Genomic DNA, 18,326 nt, shown 5'->3' with positions numbered 1-18,326 from the left:
TCGGGGGAGACGAATGCGCCGCTACTGCTCGTTCATCGCCTCGCTGGCGATGTTGCGCCCGCGGGAGTTGAGCGCGACCTCGCGGCGGATCCGCACCTCCTCGACGACCTCGAGCTCGACCAGCCGCTCGAACGTCTCCTCGACGTCGTCGACGTCCATCCCGAGGAACGAGGGGATCTCGAACGGCGAGACCCCAGAGTACAGCGCCATCAGCACCTCGCGGTCGCGGCTGGAGAGGTCGACGTTGGTCGAGCTCCGCTCCTCGCCCTTGCGGAGCCACGACTCGACGAACCGCATCCGGTTCGGGTCGCCCGCGACGTGGGTCTCAATGCTCGTCCCCTCGTCGTCGGTGTGTGACACCTCGATGACGGGCTTCTTCTCGCCGTTCACCGTGCGCTTCGCCGCGTCGAGCCCGCTGATGTCGTCGAGGTCGAACTTCACGAACGCGCCGCGCTCCAAGGCGGCGTTGAGCCCGTTGTCGTCGATCTTCACGCGGGCCTGCTCCCACTCGGTGTCCTGGACGACGCCGCCCTCGATGGCGGGGTGTTTCGCCATCACCGTCTTCTGGTCGAGCAGCGCGCGGTAGACGTCGCGCTCGAACGGCTCGTGGTCCGAGGCGGCGACGAGCAGCACCTGCTCGCCCAGGTCGAAGCTCACGTAGTTGGAGACGCGCGCGACCGACTGGTTCGCGTCGTGGCGGCCGCCGAGCCGCTCCAGCTTCGACAGCGGGACGGTCCGCTTCCCGTCGTTGCCGGCCAGGATCAGCCGGCGGTTCGAGAGGAGGACGCGGCCCGGCGTCCACGAGACGTCGCTCACCTTGCGCCCCTCGCGGACCGCAACCGCGAACTTCGCCTGCGTGTCGGTGATCTTGTACTCGTCGCCCTGCTGCGCCATTTAGGGACCCCCCGCGCGGAGCTTCGAGACCGCCGAGAACACGCGCTTCCTAACGGCCTGGCTGTCGTCGTCGGCGTACTCTTCGAGGCGGTTCAGCGTCTCCTGCCCGCCGATCTGTCCGAGGACGAACACCGCCTTCGCGCGGGCGTCCTCCGGGTGTTCCGGGCCGAGTTTGTCGAGCAAGCGGTCCTCGACGACCGGCCCGCCGAGGGTCTTGAGGCTCGTGGCCGCGAACTGCGCGGTCTGCGGGTCCTCGTCCGCGAGCGCGTCCGCCAGCGCCTCCACCGCGGTCGACGTGTCCGGGTCCGCCACGCGGCCGAGGATCCACGCCGCGTTCCGCCGCTGGCGCGGCTGCTGGCCGTCGGCGAGGATCTCGGCGAGCGGCTCGACGACGGTCGCATCGTCGGCCGCCTTCAGCTCCGAGACCACCTGGTCGCGGACCGCGTGGCTCTGCCCGGTCGGCACGTTCGAGAGCAGCTCGATTACCGAATACACCGCGGCGTTGCGCACGACCGCGCTCTCGTCGCCGAGCGCCCGCGCGAGCGGTTCAACGGGCTCCGGGGTGCTCGCCTTACCGAGCGCGCCCGCCGCGATCCGGCGGATCGACTCGTCCCCGTCGTTGAGCAGCTCCAGCAGCGGCGACAGTGCCTCGTCCGTGCCGATCGCACCCAGCGCGTTAGCCGCGGCGCGGCGGACGCGCGGCTCCTCGTCCTCCAGTCGCTCCCGGAGGCCGGGGACCGCCCGCGCGTCGACGAAGGTCCCGCAGGCCTGCGCCGCGCGGAGCCGGACGCGGGGGTCCCCGTCGTCGAGCGCCCCGACCAGCGGCTGGAGACCGCTCGCGTCGTCGAGCCGCCCAAGCGCGTTCGCCGCCGCCATCCGGAGCTCCGGGCGGTCGGCCTCGAGTGCGCGAGCGAACTTGCGCGCGGTCACCCACTCGGCCTCCGAGTCGCTGCCGCCGCCGGTGAGCTCTTCGAGGAGCTGCTGGAGCGCCCCCTCGCCGAGCGCGTCGAGCGCGTCGACCGCCGCGCCCCGGACCTCGGGGTCGTCGTCGGTGGTCGCGGTGCGGAGCAGCCCCTCGACGGTCGCCTGGTCGCTCTCCTCGCCGACCTCACCGAGGAACTCTGCCGCGCGCCGCCTGACGGCCGCGCTGTCGCTACCGAGCGCGTCCCGGAGGCGCTCCGCGTTCCCGTCCCGGGCGTGCTGGTACAGCGACATCAGCGCCTCCCGAACACCCGGCGCCGCTTGTCGATCGGTTCGTAGCGGTCGCTCCGGTCCGGGGGGACGCTCTCCGTCATCCCCAACACGAGGACGCCGTCCTCCGCCAGCGACGCCTCCAGCGTGTCGAACAGCGCCGACTTGTGGTCGACGTCGATGTAGATCAGCAGGTTCCGGCACAGCACCACGTCGAACGGGTCGCGAGCGCCGTCGCGGATCAGGTCGTGCGTCTCGAAGTCGACGAGCCGCTGGACCGCCGGGCGCACCTGAAACGTGTCCTCGTCGCGCTCGACGTACGCGTCGGGGTCGGAGAGCGGCTCCAGCTCCTCGGCGATGTCCGTCGTGCGCGTCGTGTGATAGACGCCCTCGCGGGCGTTCTCGAGCGCCTCCTCGCTGATGTCGGAGCCGAGGACCTCGACGCGCGACTCATCGATCTCCGGGTCGTCGTAGGCCAGCATTGCGACGGAGTACGGCTCCCGGCCGTCGGCGGAAGGTGCGGACCAGACGCGGACACGCCGCTGGGTCGCGGTCCGCTCGCGTAGCACGTCGCGGAGGACGTCCCACATCTCCGGGTTCCGGAAGAACTCGGTCACGTTGATCGTGAGCGCGTCCATCAGCGCCTGCCGCTCGTCGGCGTCTTCGCGGAGGATGCGCTCGTACTCGGCGTGCGACTCGGTGTCGCGCCGGCGCATCCGCGCGGTGATCCGACGGTCGAGATACGACTCGTTGTAGTACCCCGGCTCGAACGGCACCGTGTCGTCGATCTGCCGGAGGACGCCTTCGAACGCCGTCTCGGCGTCGTCTCTCCGGCGGCTCATAGGCTCACCACGTCGAGCACGGCCACGACGTCCCCGTCGCCGAGGACCGCCGTCCCGCTGAGCCCCGGCGTCCCCGAGAGCGGCCCGTCGAGGGGTTTCACCACGACTTCCTCTTGATCCAACACCGCGTCACAGTGGAGCGCAACCTGTCGCGTCTCCTCGCGGATGCGGACGAGCATTCCGTCGTCGGCCGGCCCCCCATCGTCGTCGGGACCGGAGTCTGTCGTCGGATCCGCCGGCACGAACCCGTCGTCGCCGGGGTCGTCGGCCGCGACGCCCCCGTCGGCGGCGGGCGTCTCGGTCGGCCGCTCCGCCGCGGTCGGGTCGATCTCGCCGAGGCGCTCGTTCAGCCGGACGACCGGGTAGAGGTCGTCCTCGTGCCTGACGACCTCGTCGCCGTGGACCTCCTCGACGTCGTCGGCCCGGGCGACCTCCGCGATCGACTTGATCGGGATGCCGTACTCCGTACCGCCGACATCGACGAACATCACCTTCACGATCGCGACGGTGACCGGGAGCCGGAACCGGACCGTGCTCCCCTCGCCGGGCTCGCTCTCGATCGAGACGGAGCCGTCGAGGTCGCGCGCGGTCGTCCGGACCACGTCCATCCCGACGCCGCGGCCGGAGACGTCTGTGACCTCCTCCGCGGTGGAGAAGCCGGGGTGGAAGACGAGGTCGTACACCTCGTCGTCCTCCATCGCCTCGACCGCCTCGCGGCTCTTGACGTCCTCGTCGACCGCCTTCTCGCGGAGCTGGTCGGGGTCGAGCCCGCCGCCGTCGTCCGACACCTCGATGATCACGTGGTCGCGCTCGCGCTCCGCCGTGAGCGACACGTGGCCGGTCGGGTCCTTCCCGGCCGCCTCACGCTCCTCCGGCGACTCGATCCCGTGGTCGACCGCGTTCCGCAGGACGTGGACGAGCGGGTCGCGCATCTCCGTGAGGATCGTGCGGTCCAGTTCGACATCGTCGCCCTCGATCTCGAAGTCGATCCGCTTGTCGAGGTCCCGCGAGATGTCGCGCACGAGGCGCGGGAACGAGTCGGAGACCTGCGAGAACGGGATGAGCCGCATGTCCATCGCCGTGTCCTGGAGGCTGGAGGCGAGCTTGTCGAGCTCGTCTAAGGCGTCCGACTCGGCGTCGGTCCCCTCGATCTCGCGGCGGAGCTTGATCCGGCTCGTCACCAGTTGCTCGACGAGCCCGTACAGCTCGTCGACCTGGTCGACATCGACCCGGATCGACTTGATCTCGTCGCCGGACTTCGAGTCGGAGCCGCCCGAGGACCCGGAGTCGTCCGACGACGACTCGGCGTCGTCGTCGGACTGCTCGGCGTCATCGTCGGGCTGCTCGGCGTCGTCGTCGGACTGTTCTGTCTCCTCGTCCGCGTCCGCCGCGGCGGGCTCCGGCGCGTCTTCGGCGTCCTCCTCGACCGGCTCGGCGTCGGCCGGTTCGTCGGCGACGGGCTCGGCGGCGTCCGCTTCTGCGTCTGCGTCGGTAGATTCGGCGGCAGAATCGTCCGATTCAGCGGCGTCCTCGCCGCCGACGGTGACCGCGGTGACGGCCTCGACCTGCGTGAGGGCTCGGAGCCCCTCGGCAACGACCTCGGGGTCGTCGCCGCCGACGAAGGCGTCGAACGACTGGTCGTACTCGCCGTCCTCCAGCGCCTCGGGCGCGGGGTCGGTGACGTGCCCGTCGAACTGCTCGTCGAGCGCCTGGAGGACGAGCGCGGCGTCGACGCCCGGCATCTGTGCGTCGCCGATCGTCACGTCGGCGTACGCGACCGGCTCCGGGAGGTCCGTCGCGGCCGCAGGCGGCTCCGGCACTGAGACGTCGGGGGCGTCCTCGTCCGTGTCGGATTCGGATCCGTCCTCGGCGTCGTCCTCCGTGTCGTCTGCGGCGTCGGCGTCCGCGTCGGCCGAGTCGTCCGCTCCGGCGTCGTCCCCGTCGGCGTCGCCACCGACGGTGCCGTGTTCCTCCATCTCGCGCAGGCGCGACTCGAGGTCGGAGGGGTCGGTCGACACCTCGCCGGTGTCGGCGATCTCCGAGACCATCGCCTCGACGGCGTCGACCCCCTCGAAGAGGAGGTCCATCAGCTCGGGCGTCACCTCGCGGTCGCCCTGCCGGACCGCGTCCAGCAGGTCCTCGAGGGCGTGCCCGAAGTCGGAGACGTCCTCGTACCCCATCGCCGCGGCGTTCCCCTTCAGGGTGTGAGCGACGCGGAACACGTCGTCCATCGCCTCGGCGTCCTCGGGGTCTGCCTCGAGCGCGAGTAAGGCGTTGTTGAGGTCGGTGATCCCGTCTTCGGCCTCGGCGACGAACGCGGCGCGGTGGGAGTCCATCAGGCCTCACCCCCCACGATCGCGCCGGCGACGTCGTCGAGGTCGTACACCGCGTCGACCCCGCCCGTTTCGACCGCGCGCTTCGGCATGCCGTAGATGACGCAGGTGTCCTCGCTCTGCGCCAGCGTCCGCGCCCCGGCGTCGGCCATCGCGCGGATCCCCGCTGCCGCGTCCGAGCCCATCCCGGTCAGCACGACGCCGACGAGCGGGTCGTCGACCACCTCGGCCGCGGAGCGCATCGTCACGTCCGCCGCGGGGGTGACCGTGTGCGAGTCGTCGTCCTCGTCGAGCTTCACCCGGAGCCGCCCCGAGCGGTAGCTGTCGATGAGCGTGTGACTGCCGCCGCGGGCGACCAGCGCCTCGCCGGCCCCGATCCGTGCGCCGTCGCTGGCCTCCCGCACGTCGTACGCGGAGGCGGCGTCGAGCCGGTCCGCGAACCGCGAGGTGAACGCCTCCGGCATGTGCTGGACGATCACGACGCGACAGTCCGCCATCGGGAGCGCCGACAGCACGCGCTCGACGGCGTTCGGTCCACCGGTCGAGGCCGCGATCACCACGGTCAGCGGCCCGTCGACATCGGTCGCGTCCGCGTCGGTCCCCGTGTCGGGCGAGCGCGTCGCCGCGCCGGTCGGGTCGTCGCGCTCGCGGGTCGCGGCGTCGAGGTCGGCGTCCGCGACCGAGCGCACCGCCTCGACGAGCCGGTCGGACTCCCGCGAGACGCCCGTCGACACCTCGCCGCCGGGCTTCGCGAAGAAGTCGACCGCGCCGCGGTCCAGCGCCTCGAAGGTGACCTCCGCGCCCTCGTCCGTGTGCGCGGACAGCATCAACACCGGCGTCGGCGTCTCCTCCATCAGTCGCTCGACGGCTTCGAGCCCGCCCATTCCGGGCATCTCGACGTCCATCGTCACGACGTCGGGGCGCGTCTCGGCCACCACCGAGAGCGCCTCTTCTCCGTCCCCCGCCTCGCCGACGACCGCGACCCCGGCGTCGCTCAAGAGGTCGCTTATCAGTCCCCGCATGAACGGGGAGTCGTCGACGACCACAACCCGCGGCGACCCGTCCCGACCGCCGCGCCGATCCGTCGTCCTGCTCATGTACCACAGCGCGCCCAGAATCAGCATAAATCCACGGACCCAGGAATCACCCCTGATAATTCAGGGGACACGATTATCTGTCAGTTGACCGCAGCAGAGGTATGGCAGCCACAGAAGCGGAAGCCGAGCCGACCAAGGTGTTGGAGTTCGGCCTAGGCGACGGGACGTACTGTCTGGACATCGGCGTCATCGACGAGATCGTCGACGCGGGCGAGCTCACGCGGATCCCCAACTCGCCGGACCACGTCGAGGGCGTGATGGACCTCCGGGGGCGGACGACGACGATCGTCGACCCGAAGACGCTGTACGACATCGACGAGGACGGGCCGCGCGAGCGGATCGTCGTGTTCGACGACGACGAGATCGACGAGGGCGGGACCGTCGGCTGGATGGTCGACGAGGTGTTCCAGGTCCGCGACGTCGCGCCGCAGGACGTCGACCAGGGTACGACGGTCGAGGACGAGGGCGTCCGCGGGATCGTCAAGTCCGACGACCGGTTCGTGGTGTGGGTCTCGCCGGACGTCGACGACGCGCTCGCCGCCGACCTCGACGACGTCGACGCCGCGGAAGCGTAACGAGAGGATCGGCCGACGGCCGGGCGACTGCGTCGGCGCCGTTCGGCGATCGGTTCTCACCCGTGAGAACCGGGAGCCAACGCTTATCAGCCGTCCAACGGGTCCTTACGTATGCGCGTCTCAAGTGGCGTTCCGGGGTTCGACGATGTCGTCGACGGTGGGTTCCCCGAGGAGCGTCTCTACGTGGTGAGCGGTCCGCCGGGAAGCGGCAAAACGACGTTCTGTTCGCAGTTCGCGGCCCAGGGTGCCCGTAACGGCGAGGATGTCCTGTACATCAGCATGCACGAGACCAAGGCGGGGATCCGCGAGGACATGAGCGGCTACGACTTCGGGTTCGACCGCGCGCTCGACTCCGACCGCGTCACCTTCCTCGACTCCTTCTCGTCGGACGGCCGGCGCTTCTTCGGCCTGCCAGGCGACCGTCGCGACCGCTCCGGCGTCACCAACCGCCTCACCGGGTTCATCAACTCCCGCGACATCGACCGCGTCGTCTTCGACTCGACGATGCTGTTGCGGTTCCTCTTAGACGACGACGAGGACACGATGATCCAGTTGCTCTCCTCGCTGAAGCGGACCGACGCCACCACGCTGCTGATCTCCGAGATGACCGACCCGAGCGCCTACTCAGAGGAGCACTACCTCGCCCACGGCGTCGTCTTCATGCACAACTACCTCGAGGACGAGGGGATGCGTCGTGGCGTCCAAGTGCTGAAGATGCGGGGGACGGACGTCGATACGGACATCCAGGACGTGGAGTTCACCGATGGCGGCCTCCGCGTCGGCCCGGCAGCGACGGTGACCCACTAATGTACGAGCGCACGTTCGGCACGGAGTGGAACGACATCTCCCGCGAGGAGGCGGTCGAGCGCGCGTTCGCGCTCGGCGTCGCCGCCGGGATGGACAGCGCCCGCCCGGAGGAGTTGGACCGGGTGCTGGCGGCGTTCCCGGGCAGCTACGACCGGAGCATCATCGAGCTGGCGTACGACGAGGGGCGGACGAAGGCGCTGGAGGCGAAAGCCGAGGAGGACGATCCCGACGACGAGGACGTCTGGGAGTCGCTCGTCGACGACGCAGGGGCACCGCGCGACGCGCCGGTCTCCGCCGCGCTCCCCGGTGCGATACGTGAACTGACACTCACCGAGGAGCCGGGAGAGGGCCCGCCGTCCTCGCTCGACCTCCCCTCCATGCTCCGAAAGTGATCCCTCGGAAGGGTTTTACCGAACACTCTCTCACATTCATCAAATGACTGTGCTTCCCGACGCTGTCCGCGGTGCCGACAGCGTCCTCATCAGCGGTCCGCCGATGAGCGGGAAGTACGACCTGTTCAACAAGCTGCTCGCGTCGTGGTCCGACGGGCCGGTCGTGATATCGACGGGGCGGACCGCGGAGAAGGTCCGCGGCGACTACGAGGAGCTGACGGGGGCGGACGGCGACGACGTGGTCGTCATCGACTGCGTCACCCATGAGCAGGGCGACAAGCGCGACGACACGCCCACGACGAAGTACGTCGCCAGCGCGGGCAACCTCACCGACATCGGGATCAAGTTCACCGACGTTGTGGAGTCCTCCACTGGCCGCGAGCGTGCGGTCGGAATCTACTCGCTCTCCCAGCTGTTGATGTACTGGGACCCGGAGCGTATCTACCGGTTCACGCGGGTGATGACCTCGCAGACCTCCGGCGAGGAGTGGCCGTTCGTCGGCGTCGTCGGCTCGACCGCACACGACGAGCAGGTCGTCCACACGCTCCACGAGCCGTTCGAGGTCGTCGTCGAGACGCGCGTCGACGACGACGCGCGGGAGTTCCGCGTCCGCGGCCGCGTCGGGCAGCCGTCCGACTGGCAGCCCTTCTGACCGGAGCCCGCGACGGGCGTCGGCCCCTCACCCGATCAGTTCGAACTCGACGCCGACTGGCGGCCCGTCGACGAGCCCCCAGTAGACGAAGCGGTGGGTCCCCGTCCCGAGCGGGGGACAGACATCGAGGTCGACCCCGTTGACCGCCGTGGCGAGACCCCGCTCCGTCAGCGTGAGGTCCCACGAGTACGCCGTGCTCGTGTCGAGCGACGACTCGCTTCTGGGGAGCTTGACCGCCTCGCCGGTAGTCGAACCGCGGACGTCCAGCCAGCCCGCCTCGGTCTCGCGCTGGATCGAGTACGCGGGCTCGCCGAGGGTGGCCGCCGGGGCGTCGCCGGTGTTGCGGAGGACGAGCCGGAGCGACTGGCCGTACGTCTCGGCCGTCCCCTCGACGGAGAGCTCCAGCGAGGTCCGGTCCGTCTCGACCGGCGTGCCGGCGACCGGCGCCTCGAACGGCTGGTCGAGGCGAACGAACGCGTCGTCGTCGCAGGTCAGCGTCGCCGGCGTCCCCTCGGGGCCCTGCGGCCCGTCGCCCGCCGCGAAGTCAAGACAGCCCGCCGCGGCGACTGACAGGGCGATCGCGCTCCCGGCGAGCGCGTCGCGTCGCGTGAATTCCATACGGGACGAACGGACGCCACCGGCATGAACCGCACGCGTCGTCGCGGCGGGGGAGCACCGGAGCCGTCGCGCTCGGCGGACGCCGCGGCAGCGGCGGTTCGGAACCGCTTTCCCCTCGGCCGGCGCATGGCCTCGCATGGAGCTGTTCGGATCGAGCGGTATCCGCGGGGTCGCGCTGCGGTACCTCACCCCCGCACTCGTCCTCGACATCGCGAAGGCGGCCGGGACGGTGTGGGACGCCGACCGCGTCGCCGTCGCCCGCGACACGCGAACGACCGGCGAGCTGTTCGCGAACGCGGCCGCGAGCGGGCTCGCCGCGGTCGGCTGCGACGTCGACCGCCTCGGGGTCGTCCCCACCCCCGCGGTCGGCAACTACTGCGAGGCGGCCGAGGTCCCGGCCGTTCTCGTCACCGCGTCCCACAACCCGCCCAAGTTCAACGGGATCAAGCTCGTCGGCGACGACGGCGTGGAGCTCTCCGTCGACGTGTTAGAGCGCATCGAGCGCCGCGTCCTCGACGACGAGTACGACCACGCCGACTGGCGGTCGGCCGGCGCGACGACGCCGATCGAGGGGGCTGTCGACGACTACGTCGACCAGCTGACCGCCGCCGTCGACCGCGAGGCGGTCGCCGACGCGGACCTCACGGTCGCGGTCGATCCCGGCCACGGCGCGGCCTCGGTGGCCTCGCCGCGGATCTACCGCGAGCTGGGCTGCGAGGTGCTGACCGTGAACGCGACGCCCGACGGCCACTTCCCGGGCCGCGACTCCGAGCCGGTCCCCGAGAACCTCGCGGACCTCTCGCGGCTGGTCGCGACCTCCGACGCCGACGTGGGGATCGCCCACGACGGCGACGCGGACCGGGCCGTCTTCGTCGACGAGGACGGGTCGTTCGTCGACGGCGACACCTCCTTCGCGGCGCTGGCGGACGCCTGCCTCGAACCGGACGACGCCGTCGTCAGCGCGGTCAACGTCTCCCAGCGGCTCGTCGACGTCTGTGCCGCCAACGACGCCGACCTCGAGCTCACGCCCATCGGCGCGACGAACATCATCACCCGGACGCGCGAACTCCACGAGGCGGGGACGAACGTCCCCATCGCGGGCGAGGGGAACGGCGGGGTGTTCTTCCCGCCGTACCGGCTCTCCCGGGACGGCGCGTACATCGGCGCGCGGTTCCTCGAACTGCTCGCGGCCGCGGACGGCGCGTCGGTCAGCGAGATCGTCGCCCCGTACAGCGACTACCACTTCGTACGCGTGAACGTCGAGTACGAGGACGACGCCGAGCGCGACGAGCTGCTCTCGGCCGCCCGCGCCTACGTCGAGACCGCCGACGCGGAGCCGAACACGACCGACGGCTACCGGCTCGACTACGGCGACGCGTGGGTGCTCGTCCGTCCGTCGGGCACGGAGCCAAAAATCCGGATCTACGCCGAGTCCGCCGACGCCGACCGCGCCGAGCGGCTGGCGAAAGACATGCGCGTCGCCGTCGAGAGCGGGCGGTAGCGGGGACGGTCAGTCGCCGCCGGTGCCGGTGGCGTCGGAGGCAGTCGGTGCGGTATCGTCCGTCGGATCGATGCGCTCGGGTGAGAGGTGCGTGTGTCCGAAGCCGGTCGGGTACTTCAGGCCGTAACCGACGGCGCGGTCGACGCCGACGTGGGCGCCCCAGACGAGCGCGATCCAGACGACCGGCGTTGCGCCGAGCCACAGGCCAGACGCTCCGAGCGCGAGCGGCGCGAGAGACGTGTGGAACGCGTTGTAGACGGCGCTTCCGATCCGGGGGCCGGCGAGGTAGGCGAGCATGGAGACGTCCGGGGCAAGCGCGAGGAGAACGAACAGCCACGCCGGGCCGCCGATCGCGAAGTACGCCGCGGCCGCCGCGGCGGCGATCCCGGCGCCTTCGAGGCGAAGTAAGCGGGTCGGGTTCATGAGGGCAGTACGCCAATCGAGCATAAATACTCGTAGTGAAGCGTGATAGCAGCCGCACACGCGAGCACTCCCCGGCGTTCGGCCCTGTTTCGCAGCGACCGGATCAGTCCAGCGCCGCAAGCGCCTCAGCTGCCTCGCGGGCCGCTTCGAGGTGGTCGCGGGCGCGCCGGGGATCGTCGGTCTCCTCGGCCGCACGGGCGAACCGCGTCAGCGTGCGCGTCAACGACGCGCGGGCGGCTCCGAGGCCGTCGGCGTCGGTCGCCGACCGCGACGGGTTCGACTGCGAAGACTCGGCCGCCCCGCGCCCGGATCGCTGCGGGGCGGAGTCCCGCGTCGGACCCGACGCCTGCGGAGGCGACTCCGGCGGCGACCGCGGCTCCTGCGGCGACGACCCCTGTGGGGGCACGGTCGCCGACGGCGGTGACTGCGGCTGTCGACCTTCGACCGCTCCGGAGTCGGCCGCATCGGAACCGGTGACTCCGTTCTCGGGCGGAGCGTCACCACCGCTCTCGGCAGTCGCGGTCGCGACCCCCGCGGTCTCGTCCGCACCGGCCGCCTCCGCGCCCGCGTCGCCGCCCGCCGCCCCGCCGGCTTCGTTCCCGCAGGTGGGACAGAACTCGCGGCCGTCGTGGCGGAAGATCGGATCGCCGCACTCCTCGCAGTGGCGGTTCGTCATCGTCGCGCCCTTCAGGAGGAGCTCGGACATCCGCTGGGTGTGCTCGCGCTTCTGCTCGTCGTCCGCGTACTTCTCGCGGAGCTTCTCTCGTTCCGCCTCCTTGTCGAAGCCGTCGCTCATGGGCGGACGAACGTGGTTCGCGGTCAAAAGTCCGGTGGGCTCGGGACGAGCGGGAGCCGACGACCGCCGTCGGCCCGCGGCCGGCTACTCCTCGGTGACCGTGCGGTCGTCCGGGTCGAGCTCGCCGCGGTGGATCTTCGCGCCGTCCTGTGCGACCTGTCGCCCCAGCACCGCGCACTTCACGCGCATCGGCGAGATGTCGACGCCGAGCATCTCGGTGACATCGTCGGTGTCGAGCGCGTCGAGCTCGTCGACGCCCATCCCGTGGAGCCGCTCGGAGAGCATGCTCGCGGAAGCCATCGAGATGGCGCAGCCGTCGCCGGTGAACCGCACTGCTTCGACGGTCTCGCCGGCGTCGTCGAGTTGGACCTCCATCTGGATAGTGTCCCCGCAGGAGGGGTTCTCGCCGACGTGCGTGAAGTCCGGATCCTCGAGTTCCCCGTAGTTGCGCGGGTTCTTGTAGTGGTCGAGGATCTGCTGTCGGTACATGTCCGAGCCCAGTCCCATACTGGCTCGGAATAGGCCGGTGCGGCTCAAAAGGGTTCCGTCGGTCCGAACGCCGACCGCAATCGGTGACGGTTCACCGCGGGAGCGGGGCCGCGTTACGCCGCGTGCTCGTCGACCCACGCCGCGAGGTCCTCGCCCGGGATGAACCCCTCCGCGCGCCGCGCGACGGGCTCGCCGTCGACGAAGAGGACGAACAGCGGGACGCTGCGCACGTCGAACCGCTCGACTAAGGGCGGGTCGTCGCGGGGGTTCACGAGTCCGACCGCTAGGTCGGCCTCCACGCCGCGGGCGACGTTCCCGATCACCGGCTCCATGCTCGCGCAGATGCCGCAGCCGTCGGTGTAGAACTCTACGAGCGCGGCGTCCGCGTCGGCGAGGAATGCGTCGAGGTCGTCTTCGTCGGCCAGGGACATCGGCCGCGCCGCTGCCGCCGCGTCCTCGCCGCCCGGGGCGTCTGAGCCGCCCGCGCCCTCCGAAGTAGTATTGACTGTCATACACACTATTGTCGCCGGAGACTGATAAGCACTCGCGTCGCCGGAGCGTCCGGAGCCGGGCCGCGGACCGGCCGCCGACCCCGCTCACTCCTCGGCGGCCGCGCCGCGCTCGCGACCGATGGCCTTGGCGACCGCGAGCAGGTAGCCGAGCCCGTGTTTGACCTCGGGATCGCGGACGCTGCGTGCGAGCCCGACCGCGCCGACCGGCTGCGGGTCGCTCCGCTGGGCCGCGCCGACGCCCTGGAGTAGCGTCGTCAGCCCCTCGCGGGTGTCGTCGTTCGCGGCGGTGTCGGCCACCTCGCCAAGCGACGACCCGGTGGCGGCGAGCGAGCGGACCATCTCGTCGTCGAGCGCCGCGGCCGCGAGCGAGCCGACGCCGCCCAGCTCCGCGAGCTCGTCGAGCGTGCCGCTCCGCTGGAGCTCGACGAGCGTCTCCATCGCCTCGCGGAGCTCGTCGCCGTTCTCGCCGACCGAGGCGGCGAGCCGGACCGTCTCGTCGGTCGCGATGCCGTCCGCCGACTCCGCGAGCGTGGAGGCGGTGCCGGCGAGTTCGACGGCCATCTCGTCGGTGAGCGCGCCCTCGCCGAGCGCGACCACGTCGAGCAGCTCGTTGACCGCGTCGAGCCGGTCGACGAAGGCGGCGACCGCCTCCGGGTTCTCGGCGACGACCGCTTTGAGGTCGTCGCGGTCGAACTCGTCGGGCCGGGCGTCGCCCGCCGCGTCGGCTCCCACACTACCTGCGCCGTCGGCCTCGGGCTCGCCCGCGGCCACGTCGTCGCCCGGCATCTCAGAGCAACCCCCGTGCGGTGAGCCAGTACGACTCGTTGTACGCCAGCTTCGACCAGTGGAGTTTCTCCGAGGGCGGCGCGGGCGACGGCGGATTCTCGTAGTCGAACTCGACGAACGAGGCGGCGTCCGTGCCGGTCTCGATGAAGCAGAGCGTCTTCCCGTCGTAGGTCGCGGTCGCGGGGCGGTCGCGGACCTCGCTCGCGAGCCGCTGCGCCACGACGCCGGCCTGGTAGTGCGCGACGCTGCCAGCCTTCGGGACGCCGGTCGTCGCGGCGTCGCCGAGCGCGTACACGTCCTCGGCGCGCTCGGCCGCCAGTGTGTGCTTGTCGACGTCGACCCAGCCGCGGTCGCCGAGCCCGGCCGCCTCGACCACGTCGACGCCGCGGTGCGGCGGGATCGCCGCCAGCAGGTCGTAGTCGATCTCCGTCCCCTCCATCGAGGTGAGCGTCTTTGCGTCGGGGTCGACCGAGTCGGCGTTGAAGAACGTCTCCACCCCGATGTCGCGGTCGCTCATGATCGGCTCCGCCCACTCGGCGATGTGGGGGTTGCCGTGGACGCGGTTGATCGGGTACGTGTAGGTGATGTCGATATCCTCGCGGAGCCCGCGCTCGCGGAGCCAGTCGTCGGCCATGAACACGAACTCCAGCGGCGCGGCGGGGCACATGTGCGGCGTCCCGACGACGCTGAGCACGAGGTGCCCCTCCGTCATCGAGAGCAGCTCGTCCCTGAGCGCCAGCGCGCCGGACTCGGAGTAGTAGTCGTGGCTCCCCTCGGCGAGCCCCGACACCTCGTCGGCGGCGAGCGTCGAGCCGGTCGCCACGACGAGGTGGTCGTAGGCGAGGGGGCCACCGGCGTCGCGGAGCGCGAGCGCCTTGTCGTCCGTGTCGATCTCGGTCACCCGGTCGATGACGAGGTCGACCCGGTCGTCGACCAGCTCGGCGAGCGGCCGCCGCCCGTCCGCGGGCTCGCGCTGCCCGAACGCGACGTACAGCCACACCGGCTTGTACACGTGGTCCGGGTCGTCGTTGATCAGCGCGACCTCGACGTCGCCGGCGTCGATCTCGGGCGCCAGCCGCTCCGCGAGGTCGTTCGCGAGCACCGTGCCGCCCGTGCCGCCTCCGAGGATCGCGATCCGGTGTGTCATCTCATGCGACCTCCACGTAGAAGCCGTAGTCGTCGCCCGACTCGTCGACCGCGACCAGTTCGTTGTCGGTCTCGTCGACCCACTCCGGGACGTCGGTCATCGACCGGTCGCTGTCGCTCAACAGGAGGACGACGTCTCCGGGGGACGCCGACCGCACGCGGCCGATGAGGTCCATCAACGGTCCTGGGCAGGCCGCCCCGCGGGCGTCGACCGTGTCGGTGGGTTCGATATCGATTGGTGACATGGGTACAGGCGATCGTTCGACCGCCGCGGAGATAATATTGGTTGCTAATCCCAATATTCTGGTATTCCGTGCGAGGCTATATATACGAGGCGTCCGTCGCGCGCGTTACGACCGCCTCCGCGGCGGCGCGGAGGGTCGCGCCGGCCCTAGGAGGCGCTACGAGTCCGACTCCGGGGGACTGGGGTCGACGAGCGGGGAGTCTGCGTTCGCGCACTCGGGTCGACCGCAGACGCCGGCGTCGGCGCCGGCCTGCGAGACGCCCGAATCGACCGCTTCGATGGTCCAGTCGACCCGGTGGTCCGTCGACGACTCGTGGTCGTTCAGGGCGACCCGAGCGTTGCGGAGGGTCTCGTGGACCGTCGCGAGCGAACAGTCGCGACACCGGACCGTCACGTGCGTTCCGTTCATACCGGTGTCTTGTGGCGAGAAAACATAACTGCCGCGGTCGAAGCGAACTCGGTCGCAGAGAAGAGCGGCGACCGCCGGGCCGAGCAGGGGACCGGCGCGGTTACGCGGGCTCGTCGGATTCGGGTTCGGTCCGCCACCCGCCCTTCAGCGTGACGTACCAGATCGAGAGTCCGGCGAGGGCGAAGACGGCGGCCATGTACGGGATGATCGGCAACTCGACGCCGACGAAGTCGAGCACCGTCCGCATCTCGTAGATTATCACCCCGAAGATGGCGAGCGTCACGAGCAGCCCGCCGCGGGAGATGTCGACGCTCATTGGACCACCTCGAGGAGCGATCCCGACGCGTCGGTGATCGCGGCGAGGAGCGGCGTCGCCGCGTCGGCCAGCGCGTCGAACAGCGGCGCGACCCAGACCGGGTACGTGCCGACGCCCGGCCCGAGCAGCCCGCCGCGGTTGATGATCGCCGCCAGCGGAAGCGCGTACGCGAGGACGACGAGCGTGAGCGCGATCCCGACCCAGAGGCGGAGGTTGTCGAGCACCTGCGGCGAGTCGGTGGGCCCGGAGAGCGCCGGCGGCAGCGGATCGGCGAGTCCCGAGACCTTCGGGTTCCCCATCGTCAGGAGGAGGTTCCCGATGAACAGGATCGTCGAGACGAACAGCAGCGTCCCGCCGATCGCGATCTGGATGTTCAGCTCCTCGAAGCCGCCGAACATGGTGGCGTAGTCGAACCCGGAGTATTCGGGTTCGGCGGTCCGCCGCGGGACGCCCATGATACCCTGCGCGTGCATGGCGTTCGACATCAGCGCCATGCCGATGAACCAGACGACGACCTGAACCAGTCCGATCGTCCGGCTGTAGATGGGCTTGTTACTGATCTGCGGCCAGATCCAGTAGGTCGCCGCCATGAAGGTGAGCGCGACGGCGGTCCCCACGGTGAGGTGGAAGTGGCCCGGCACCCAGATCGTGTTGTGGACCATGTAGTTGATGTTCATCCCGGCGTTCACCATGCCGGAGAAGCCGCCGGCGGCGAACATCAGGCCCGCGAGCATCATGCCCGTGAACGCGGGGTTCCGCCACGGGAGGTCAGTGAGCCAGCCGAGGAGCCCGGACCCGCCCCGCTGGCGGGCCCCGTACTCGACGCTGGCGACGACCGTGAAGGCGGTGAGCAGGCTCGGCAGCAGCAGGAACATCGTGTTCGTCATCGAGATGAACTTGAACCCCTCCGCGATCCCCGGATCGAGGTACTGGTGGTGGATCCCGACCGGCGTCGAAAGCAGGAGGAACAGCACGAACACGACGCGGGCGAGCGGGTCGCTGAACAGGCGTCCGCCGGCGATCTTGGGCAGGACCGTGTACCACAGTAGGTACGCCGGCATCAGCCAGAAGTACACGACTGGGTGGCCGAAGAACCAGAACAGCGTCCGGGTCAGCGTCGGATTCACCTGACCGATCAGGCCAAGCGACCACGGGAGGAGGAAGACCAGCACCGAGATGGCCACGGCCGAGGAGGCGATGTACCACATCGCCATCGTCGTCAACACCATGAACGTCTGGAGAGGGATCCGCTCGTCGGGGTTCTCGCGCTTCCACGCGAGCCACGTCCGGAAGTAGTCGGCCCCGGCGATCCACGAGCCGACGATGAACACCGCGAGTCCGGCGTAGAACATGGGGTGGGCCTGTAGCGGCGCGTAGAACGTGAAGAGGACGTCGGCGCTCATGTCGACCGCGTCCACGAAGCCGGCGAGGATCGACACGCCGGTCATCGTCATCCCGACGGCCATGAGCGCGTACCACGTCCACGTGATCTTGGTGTTCAACAGTGGCCGGTCGAGGCTCCGGACGACCGCCCACGTGAACAGGCCGACGAGGAAGAACGTCGTGAAGCTGATCGCGAGGAACACGCCGTGCGCGGTCAGGACCGTGTAGTAGTCGGTCGACGGGATGATCCGCGCCACGTCGGTCCGATGGAGCGTCTGGATGATTCCGAGGATCGCTCCGATCACCAGCGCGAGGAACGAGCTGAGCAGGGCGGCCCGGACGACCCGTGCCTCTTCCGGGAACTTGTCGGCGAACGTCTGCTCCGTCTCGATGGCCTCGCTCATGCGCCGTCACCCCCGTCGTTCCGCTGCTCGAACTCCGCTTGGCTGACGACGTTCACCTTCCCTTCCATCACGTGGTGGCCGGCGCCGCAGTACTCGTTACAGATGAGTCCGTACTCCTGCGGCTCGTCGGTCTCGACGGTGATCTCGGACACCTCTCCGGGGACGACCATGGTGTTGGCGTTCGTCCCGGCGACCTCGAACCCGTGTATCACGTCCCGAGAGGTGACGTAGAACGTCACCGTACTGTTTTCTGGGACGACGATCGGGTCGGGTTGGAATCCGAACTGGTAGGCGACGACGTACGCCGCGTACTCGTTTTCGCCGACCTGCTCGACTCGGGGCTCTGTGAACCGGTCGTCGTCGTCCAAGCCGCCGGGATCGATCGCCGGTTCGCTGTCGGTCACCATGGCGACCCCCGGCCCCACGGCGCCGTAGGTGACCGACCCGAGCAGAAACAGAATCAACAGCACGGACGCCGCCAGCCAGATTTTCTCGTAGGCGTGAATGTGCATCTCG

Annotated in this window: 22 protein-coding genes; 5 read left to right on the top strand and 17 right to left on the bottom strand. The window is 70.2% G+C overall.

Features of this window, described 5'->3' with window-relative positions; all coding sequences use genetic code 11:
• Positions 1 to 21: 21 nt before the first annotated feature.
• The 5 genes from ABNG04_RS01735 to cheB are packed head-to-tail and all read right to left on the bottom strand — an operon-like array spanning position 22 to position 6,357.
• Positions 22 to 894, bottom strand: a complete 873-nt coding sequence (locus ABNG04_RS01735) for a CheF family chemotaxis protein (RefSeq protein WP_297884974.1) — start codon at positions 892 to 894, stop codon at positions 22 to 24.
• Positions 895 to 2,109: a HEAT repeat domain-containing protein gene (locus tag ABNG04_RS01730; protein ID WP_371159502.1), complete on the bottom strand. Its 1,215-nt coding sequence runs from the start codon at positions 2,107 to 2,109 to the stop codon at positions 895 to 897.
• Positions 2,109 to 2,927, bottom strand: a complete 819-nt coding sequence (locus tag ABNG04_RS01725) for a CheR family methyltransferase (protein ID WP_371159500.1) — start codon at positions 2,925 to 2,927, stop codon at positions 2,109 to 2,111. Before ABNG04_RS01725 ends, ABNG04_RS01730 begins: the two co-directional genes overlap by 1 nt.
• Positions 2,924 to 5,263 (bottom strand): chemotaxis protein CheA, encoded by a 2,340-nt coding sequence (locus tag ABNG04_RS01720; RefSeq protein ID WP_371159498.1) that lies wholly within the window; start codon positions 5,261 to 5,263, stop codon positions 2,924 to 2,926. Before ABNG04_RS01720 ends, ABNG04_RS01725 begins: the two co-directional genes overlap by 4 nt.
• On the bottom strand, positions 5,263 to 6,357 hold the full coding sequence (gene cheB, locus ABNG04_RS01715; protein WP_371159496.1) for a chemotaxis-specific protein-glutamate methyltransferase CheB: 1,095 nt from the start codon (positions 6,355 to 6,357) through the stop codon (positions 5,263 to 5,265). The genes ABNG04_RS01720 and cheB overlap by 1 nt, the downstream gene beginning before the upstream one ends.
• Before the next feature lie 101 nt (positions 6,358 to 6,458).
• On the opposite strand from cheB, the gene ABNG04_RS01710 reads away from it, so the two are divergent.
• From ABNG04_RS01710 to ABNG04_RS01695, 4 genes are all read left to right on the top strand, one after another.
• Positions 6,459 to 6,932, top strand: coding sequence for a chemotaxis protein CheW (locus tag ABNG04_RS01710; RefSeq protein ID WP_371159495.1), 474 nt, complete (start codon positions 6,459 to 6,461; stop codon positions 6,930 to 6,932).
• A 111-nt stretch (positions 6,933 to 7,043) separates the two neighbouring features.
• Positions 7,044 to 7,739, top strand: a complete 696-nt coding sequence (locus ABNG04_RS01705; RefSeq protein ID WP_371159493.1) for an RAD55 family ATPase — start codon at positions 7,044 to 7,046, stop codon at positions 7,737 to 7,739.
• Positions 7,739 to 8,131 (top strand): DUF8057 family protein, encoded by a 393-nt coding sequence (locus ABNG04_RS01700; protein WP_371159492.1) that lies wholly within the window; start codon positions 7,739 to 7,741, stop codon positions 8,129 to 8,131. Before ABNG04_RS01705 ends, ABNG04_RS01700 begins: the two co-directional genes overlap by 1 nt.
• A 43-nt stretch (positions 8,132 to 8,174) precedes the next feature.
• A complete protein-coding gene (locus ABNG04_RS01695) occupies positions 8,175 to 8,783 on the top strand; it encodes a DUF7504 family protein (protein ID WP_371159490.1) in 609 nt (202 codons plus the stop codon).
• Between the two features lie 27 nt (positions 8,784 to 8,810).
• Here the strand turns inward: ABNG04_RS01695 and ABNG04_RS01690 are convergent, their stop codons facing one another.
• On the bottom strand, positions 8,811 to 9,401 hold the full coding sequence (locus ABNG04_RS01690) for a hypothetical protein (protein ID WP_371159489.1): 591 nt from the start codon (positions 9,399 to 9,401) through the stop codon (positions 8,811 to 8,813).
• A gap of 136 nt (positions 9,402 to 9,537) precedes the next feature.
• On the opposite strand from ABNG04_RS01690, the gene glmM reads away from it, so the two are divergent.
• Entirely contained in the window at positions 9,538 to 10,902 is a 1,365-nt protein-coding gene (gene glmM, locus ABNG04_RS01685; protein WP_371159487.1) for a phosphoglucosamine mutase, read from the top strand.
• Between the two features lie 9 nt (positions 10,903 to 10,911).
• Here glmM and ABNG04_RS01680 read toward each other — a convergent pair whose 3' ends face one another.
• From ABNG04_RS01680 to ABNG04_RS01630, 11 genes are all read right to left on the bottom strand, one after another.
• Positions 10,912 to 11,325, bottom strand: coding sequence for a DUF4260 domain-containing protein (locus ABNG04_RS01680; RefSeq protein WP_371159485.1), 414 nt, complete (start codon positions 11,323 to 11,325; stop codon positions 10,912 to 10,914).
• 103 nt (positions 11,326 to 11,428) lie between these two features.
• The gene (locus tag ABNG04_RS01675; RefSeq protein ID WP_371159483.1) at positions 11,429 to 12,121 is read right to left on the bottom strand and encodes an Sjogren's syndrome/scleroderma autoantigen 1 family protein; all 693 of its coding nucleotides are present in this window, start codon (positions 12,119 to 12,121) and stop codon (positions 11,429 to 11,431) included.
• 84 nt (positions 12,122 to 12,205) lie between these two features.
• Complete coding sequence (gene sufU / locus ABNG04_RS01670; RefSeq protein WP_371159481.1) at positions 12,206 to 12,628, bottom strand: Fe-S cluster assembly sulfur transfer protein SufU; 423 nt, start codon at positions 12,626 to 12,628, stop codon at positions 12,206 to 12,208.
• A gap of 95 nt (positions 12,629 to 12,723) precedes the next feature.
• On the bottom strand, positions 12,724 to 13,122 hold the full coding sequence (locus ABNG04_RS01665; protein ID WP_371159479.1) for a thioredoxin family protein: 399 nt from the start codon (positions 13,120 to 13,122) through the stop codon (positions 12,724 to 12,726).
• Positions 13,123 to 13,206: 84 nt separating this feature from the next.
• Positions 13,207 to 13,908, bottom strand: coding sequence for a helical membrane plugin domain-containing protein (locus ABNG04_RS01660; protein ID WP_371159478.1), 702 nt, complete (start codon positions 13,906 to 13,908; stop codon positions 13,207 to 13,209).
• Position 13,909: 1 nt separating this feature from the next.
• Positions 13,910 to 15,055 carry an NAD(P)/FAD-dependent oxidoreductase gene (locus ABNG04_RS01655; RefSeq protein WP_371159477.1) on the bottom strand — a complete coding sequence of 382 codons (1,146 nt, stop codon included), beginning with the start codon at positions 15,053 to 15,055 and terminating at the stop codon, positions 13,910 to 13,912.
• 1 nt (position 15,056) lies between these two features.
• Positions 15,057 to 15,299 (bottom strand): sulfurtransferase TusA family protein, encoded by a 243-nt coding sequence (locus tag ABNG04_RS01650; protein WP_371159476.1) that lies wholly within the window; start codon positions 15,297 to 15,299, stop codon positions 15,057 to 15,059.
• A 156-nt stretch (positions 15,300 to 15,455) separates the two neighbouring features.
• On the bottom strand, positions 15,456 to 15,707 hold the full coding sequence (locus tag ABNG04_RS01645) for a DUF7542 family protein (protein WP_371159474.1): 252 nt from the start codon (positions 15,705 to 15,707) through the stop codon (positions 15,456 to 15,458).
• A gap of 100 nt (positions 15,708 to 15,807) precedes the next feature.
• Positions 15,808 to 16,023, bottom strand: coding sequence for a CbaC protein (locus ABNG04_RS01640; RefSeq protein ID WP_371159472.1), 216 nt, complete (start codon positions 16,021 to 16,023; stop codon positions 15,808 to 15,810).
• Positions 16,020 to 17,810, bottom strand: a complete 1,791-nt coding sequence (locus ABNG04_RS01635; RefSeq protein ID WP_371159470.1) for a b(o/a)3-type cytochrome-c oxidase subunit 1 — start codon at positions 17,808 to 17,810, stop codon at positions 16,020 to 16,022. The genes ABNG04_RS01640 and ABNG04_RS01635 overlap by 4 nt, the downstream gene beginning before the upstream one ends.
• Positions 17,807 to 18,322, bottom strand: a complete 516-nt coding sequence (locus ABNG04_RS01630) for a cytochrome c oxidase subunit II (RefSeq protein ID WP_371159469.1) — start codon at positions 18,320 to 18,322, stop codon at positions 17,807 to 17,809. The genes ABNG04_RS01635 and ABNG04_RS01630 overlap by 4 nt, the downstream gene beginning before the upstream one ends.
• Positions 18,323 to 18,326 lie beyond the last annotated feature (4 nt).

This window comes from Halorubrum miltondacostae (assembly GCF_041379815.1).
Classification (GTDB): domain Archaea; phylum Halobacteriota; class Halobacteria; order Halobacteriales; family Haloferacaceae; genus Halorubrum; species Halorubrum miltondacostae.
The sequence above is the reverse complement of the archived record's forward strand: the minus strand, read 5'-3'. Positions and strand labels throughout refer to the sequence as shown.

Coding starts and splice junctions, on each gene's coding strand:
- ABNG04_RS01735 (WP_297884974.1), bottom strand. CDS start 894: ATGGCGCAGCAGGGCGACGAGTACAAGATCACCGACACGCAGGCGAAG.
- ABNG04_RS01730 (WP_371159502.1), bottom strand. CDS start 2,109: ATGTCGCTGTACCAGCACGCCCGGGACGGGAACGCGGAGCGCCTCCGG.
- ABNG04_RS01725 (WP_371159500.1), bottom strand. CDS start 2,927: ATGAGCCGCCGGAGAGACGACGCCGAGACGGCGTTCGAAGGCGTCCTC.
- ABNG04_RS01720 (WP_371159498.1), bottom strand. CDS start 5,263: ATGGACTCCCACCGCGCCGCGTTCGTCGCCGAGGCCGAAGACGGGATC.
- cheB (WP_371159496.1), bottom strand. CDS start 6,357: ATGAGCAGGACGACGGATCGGCGCGGCGGTCGGGACGGGTCGCCGCGG.
- ABNG04_RS01710 (WP_371159495.1), top strand. CDS start 6,459: ATGGCAGCCACAGAAGCGGAAGCCGAGCCGACCAAGGTGTTGGAGTTC.
- ABNG04_RS01705 (WP_371159493.1), top strand. CDS start 7,044: ATGCGCGTCTCAAGTGGCGTTCCGGGGTTCGACGATGTCGTCGACGGT.
- ABNG04_RS01700 (WP_371159492.1), top strand. CDS start 7,739: ATGTACGAGCGCACGTTCGGCACGGAGTGGAACGACATCTCCCGCGAG.
- ABNG04_RS01695 (WP_371159490.1), top strand. CDS start 8,175: ATGACTGTGCTTCCCGACGCTGTCCGCGGTGCCGACAGCGTCCTCATC.
- ABNG04_RS01690 (WP_371159489.1), bottom strand. CDS start 9,401: ATGGAATTCACGCGACGCGACGCGCTCGCCGGGAGCGCGATCGCCCTG.
- glmM (WP_371159487.1), top strand. CDS start 9,538: ATGGAGCTGTTCGGATCGAGCGGTATCCGCGGGGTCGCGCTGCGGTAC.
- ABNG04_RS01680 (WP_371159485.1), bottom strand. CDS start 11,325: ATGAACCCGACCCGCTTACTTCGCCTCGAAGGCGCCGGGATCGCCGCC.
- ABNG04_RS01675 (WP_371159483.1), bottom strand. CDS start 12,121: ATGAGCGACGGCTTCGACAAGGAGGCGGAACGAGAGAAGCTCCGCGAG.
- sufU (WP_371159481.1), bottom strand. CDS start 12,628: ATGGGACTGGGCTCGGACATGTACCGACAGCAGATCCTCGACCACTAC.
- ABNG04_RS01665 (WP_371159479.1), bottom strand. CDS start 13,122: ATGACAGTCAATACTACTTCGGAGGGCGCGGGCGGCTCAGACGCCCCG.
- ABNG04_RS01660 (WP_371159478.1), bottom strand. CDS start 13,908: ATGCCGGGCGACGACGTGGCCGCGGGCGAGCCCGAGGCCGACGGCGCA.
- ABNG04_RS01655 (WP_371159477.1), bottom strand. CDS start 15,055: ATGACACACCGGATCGCGATCCTCGGAGGCGGCACGGGCGGCACGGTG.
- ABNG04_RS01650 (WP_371159476.1), bottom strand. CDS start 15,299: ATGTCACCAATCGATATCGAACCCACCGACACGGTCGACGCCCGCGGG.
- ABNG04_RS01645 (WP_371159474.1), bottom strand. CDS start 15,707: ATGAACGGAACGCACGTGACGGTCCGGTGTCGCGACTGTTCGCTCGCG.
- ABNG04_RS01640 (WP_371159472.1), bottom strand. CDS start 16,023: ATGAGCGTCGACATCTCCCGCGGCGGGCTGCTCGTGACGCTCGCCATC.
- ABNG04_RS01635 (WP_371159470.1), bottom strand. CDS start 17,810: ATGAGCGAGGCCATCGAGACGGAGCAGACGTTCGCCGACAAGTTCCCG.
- ABNG04_RS01630 (WP_371159469.1), bottom strand. CDS start 18,322: ATGCACATTCACGCCTACGAGAAAATCTGGCTGGCGGCGTCCGTGCTG.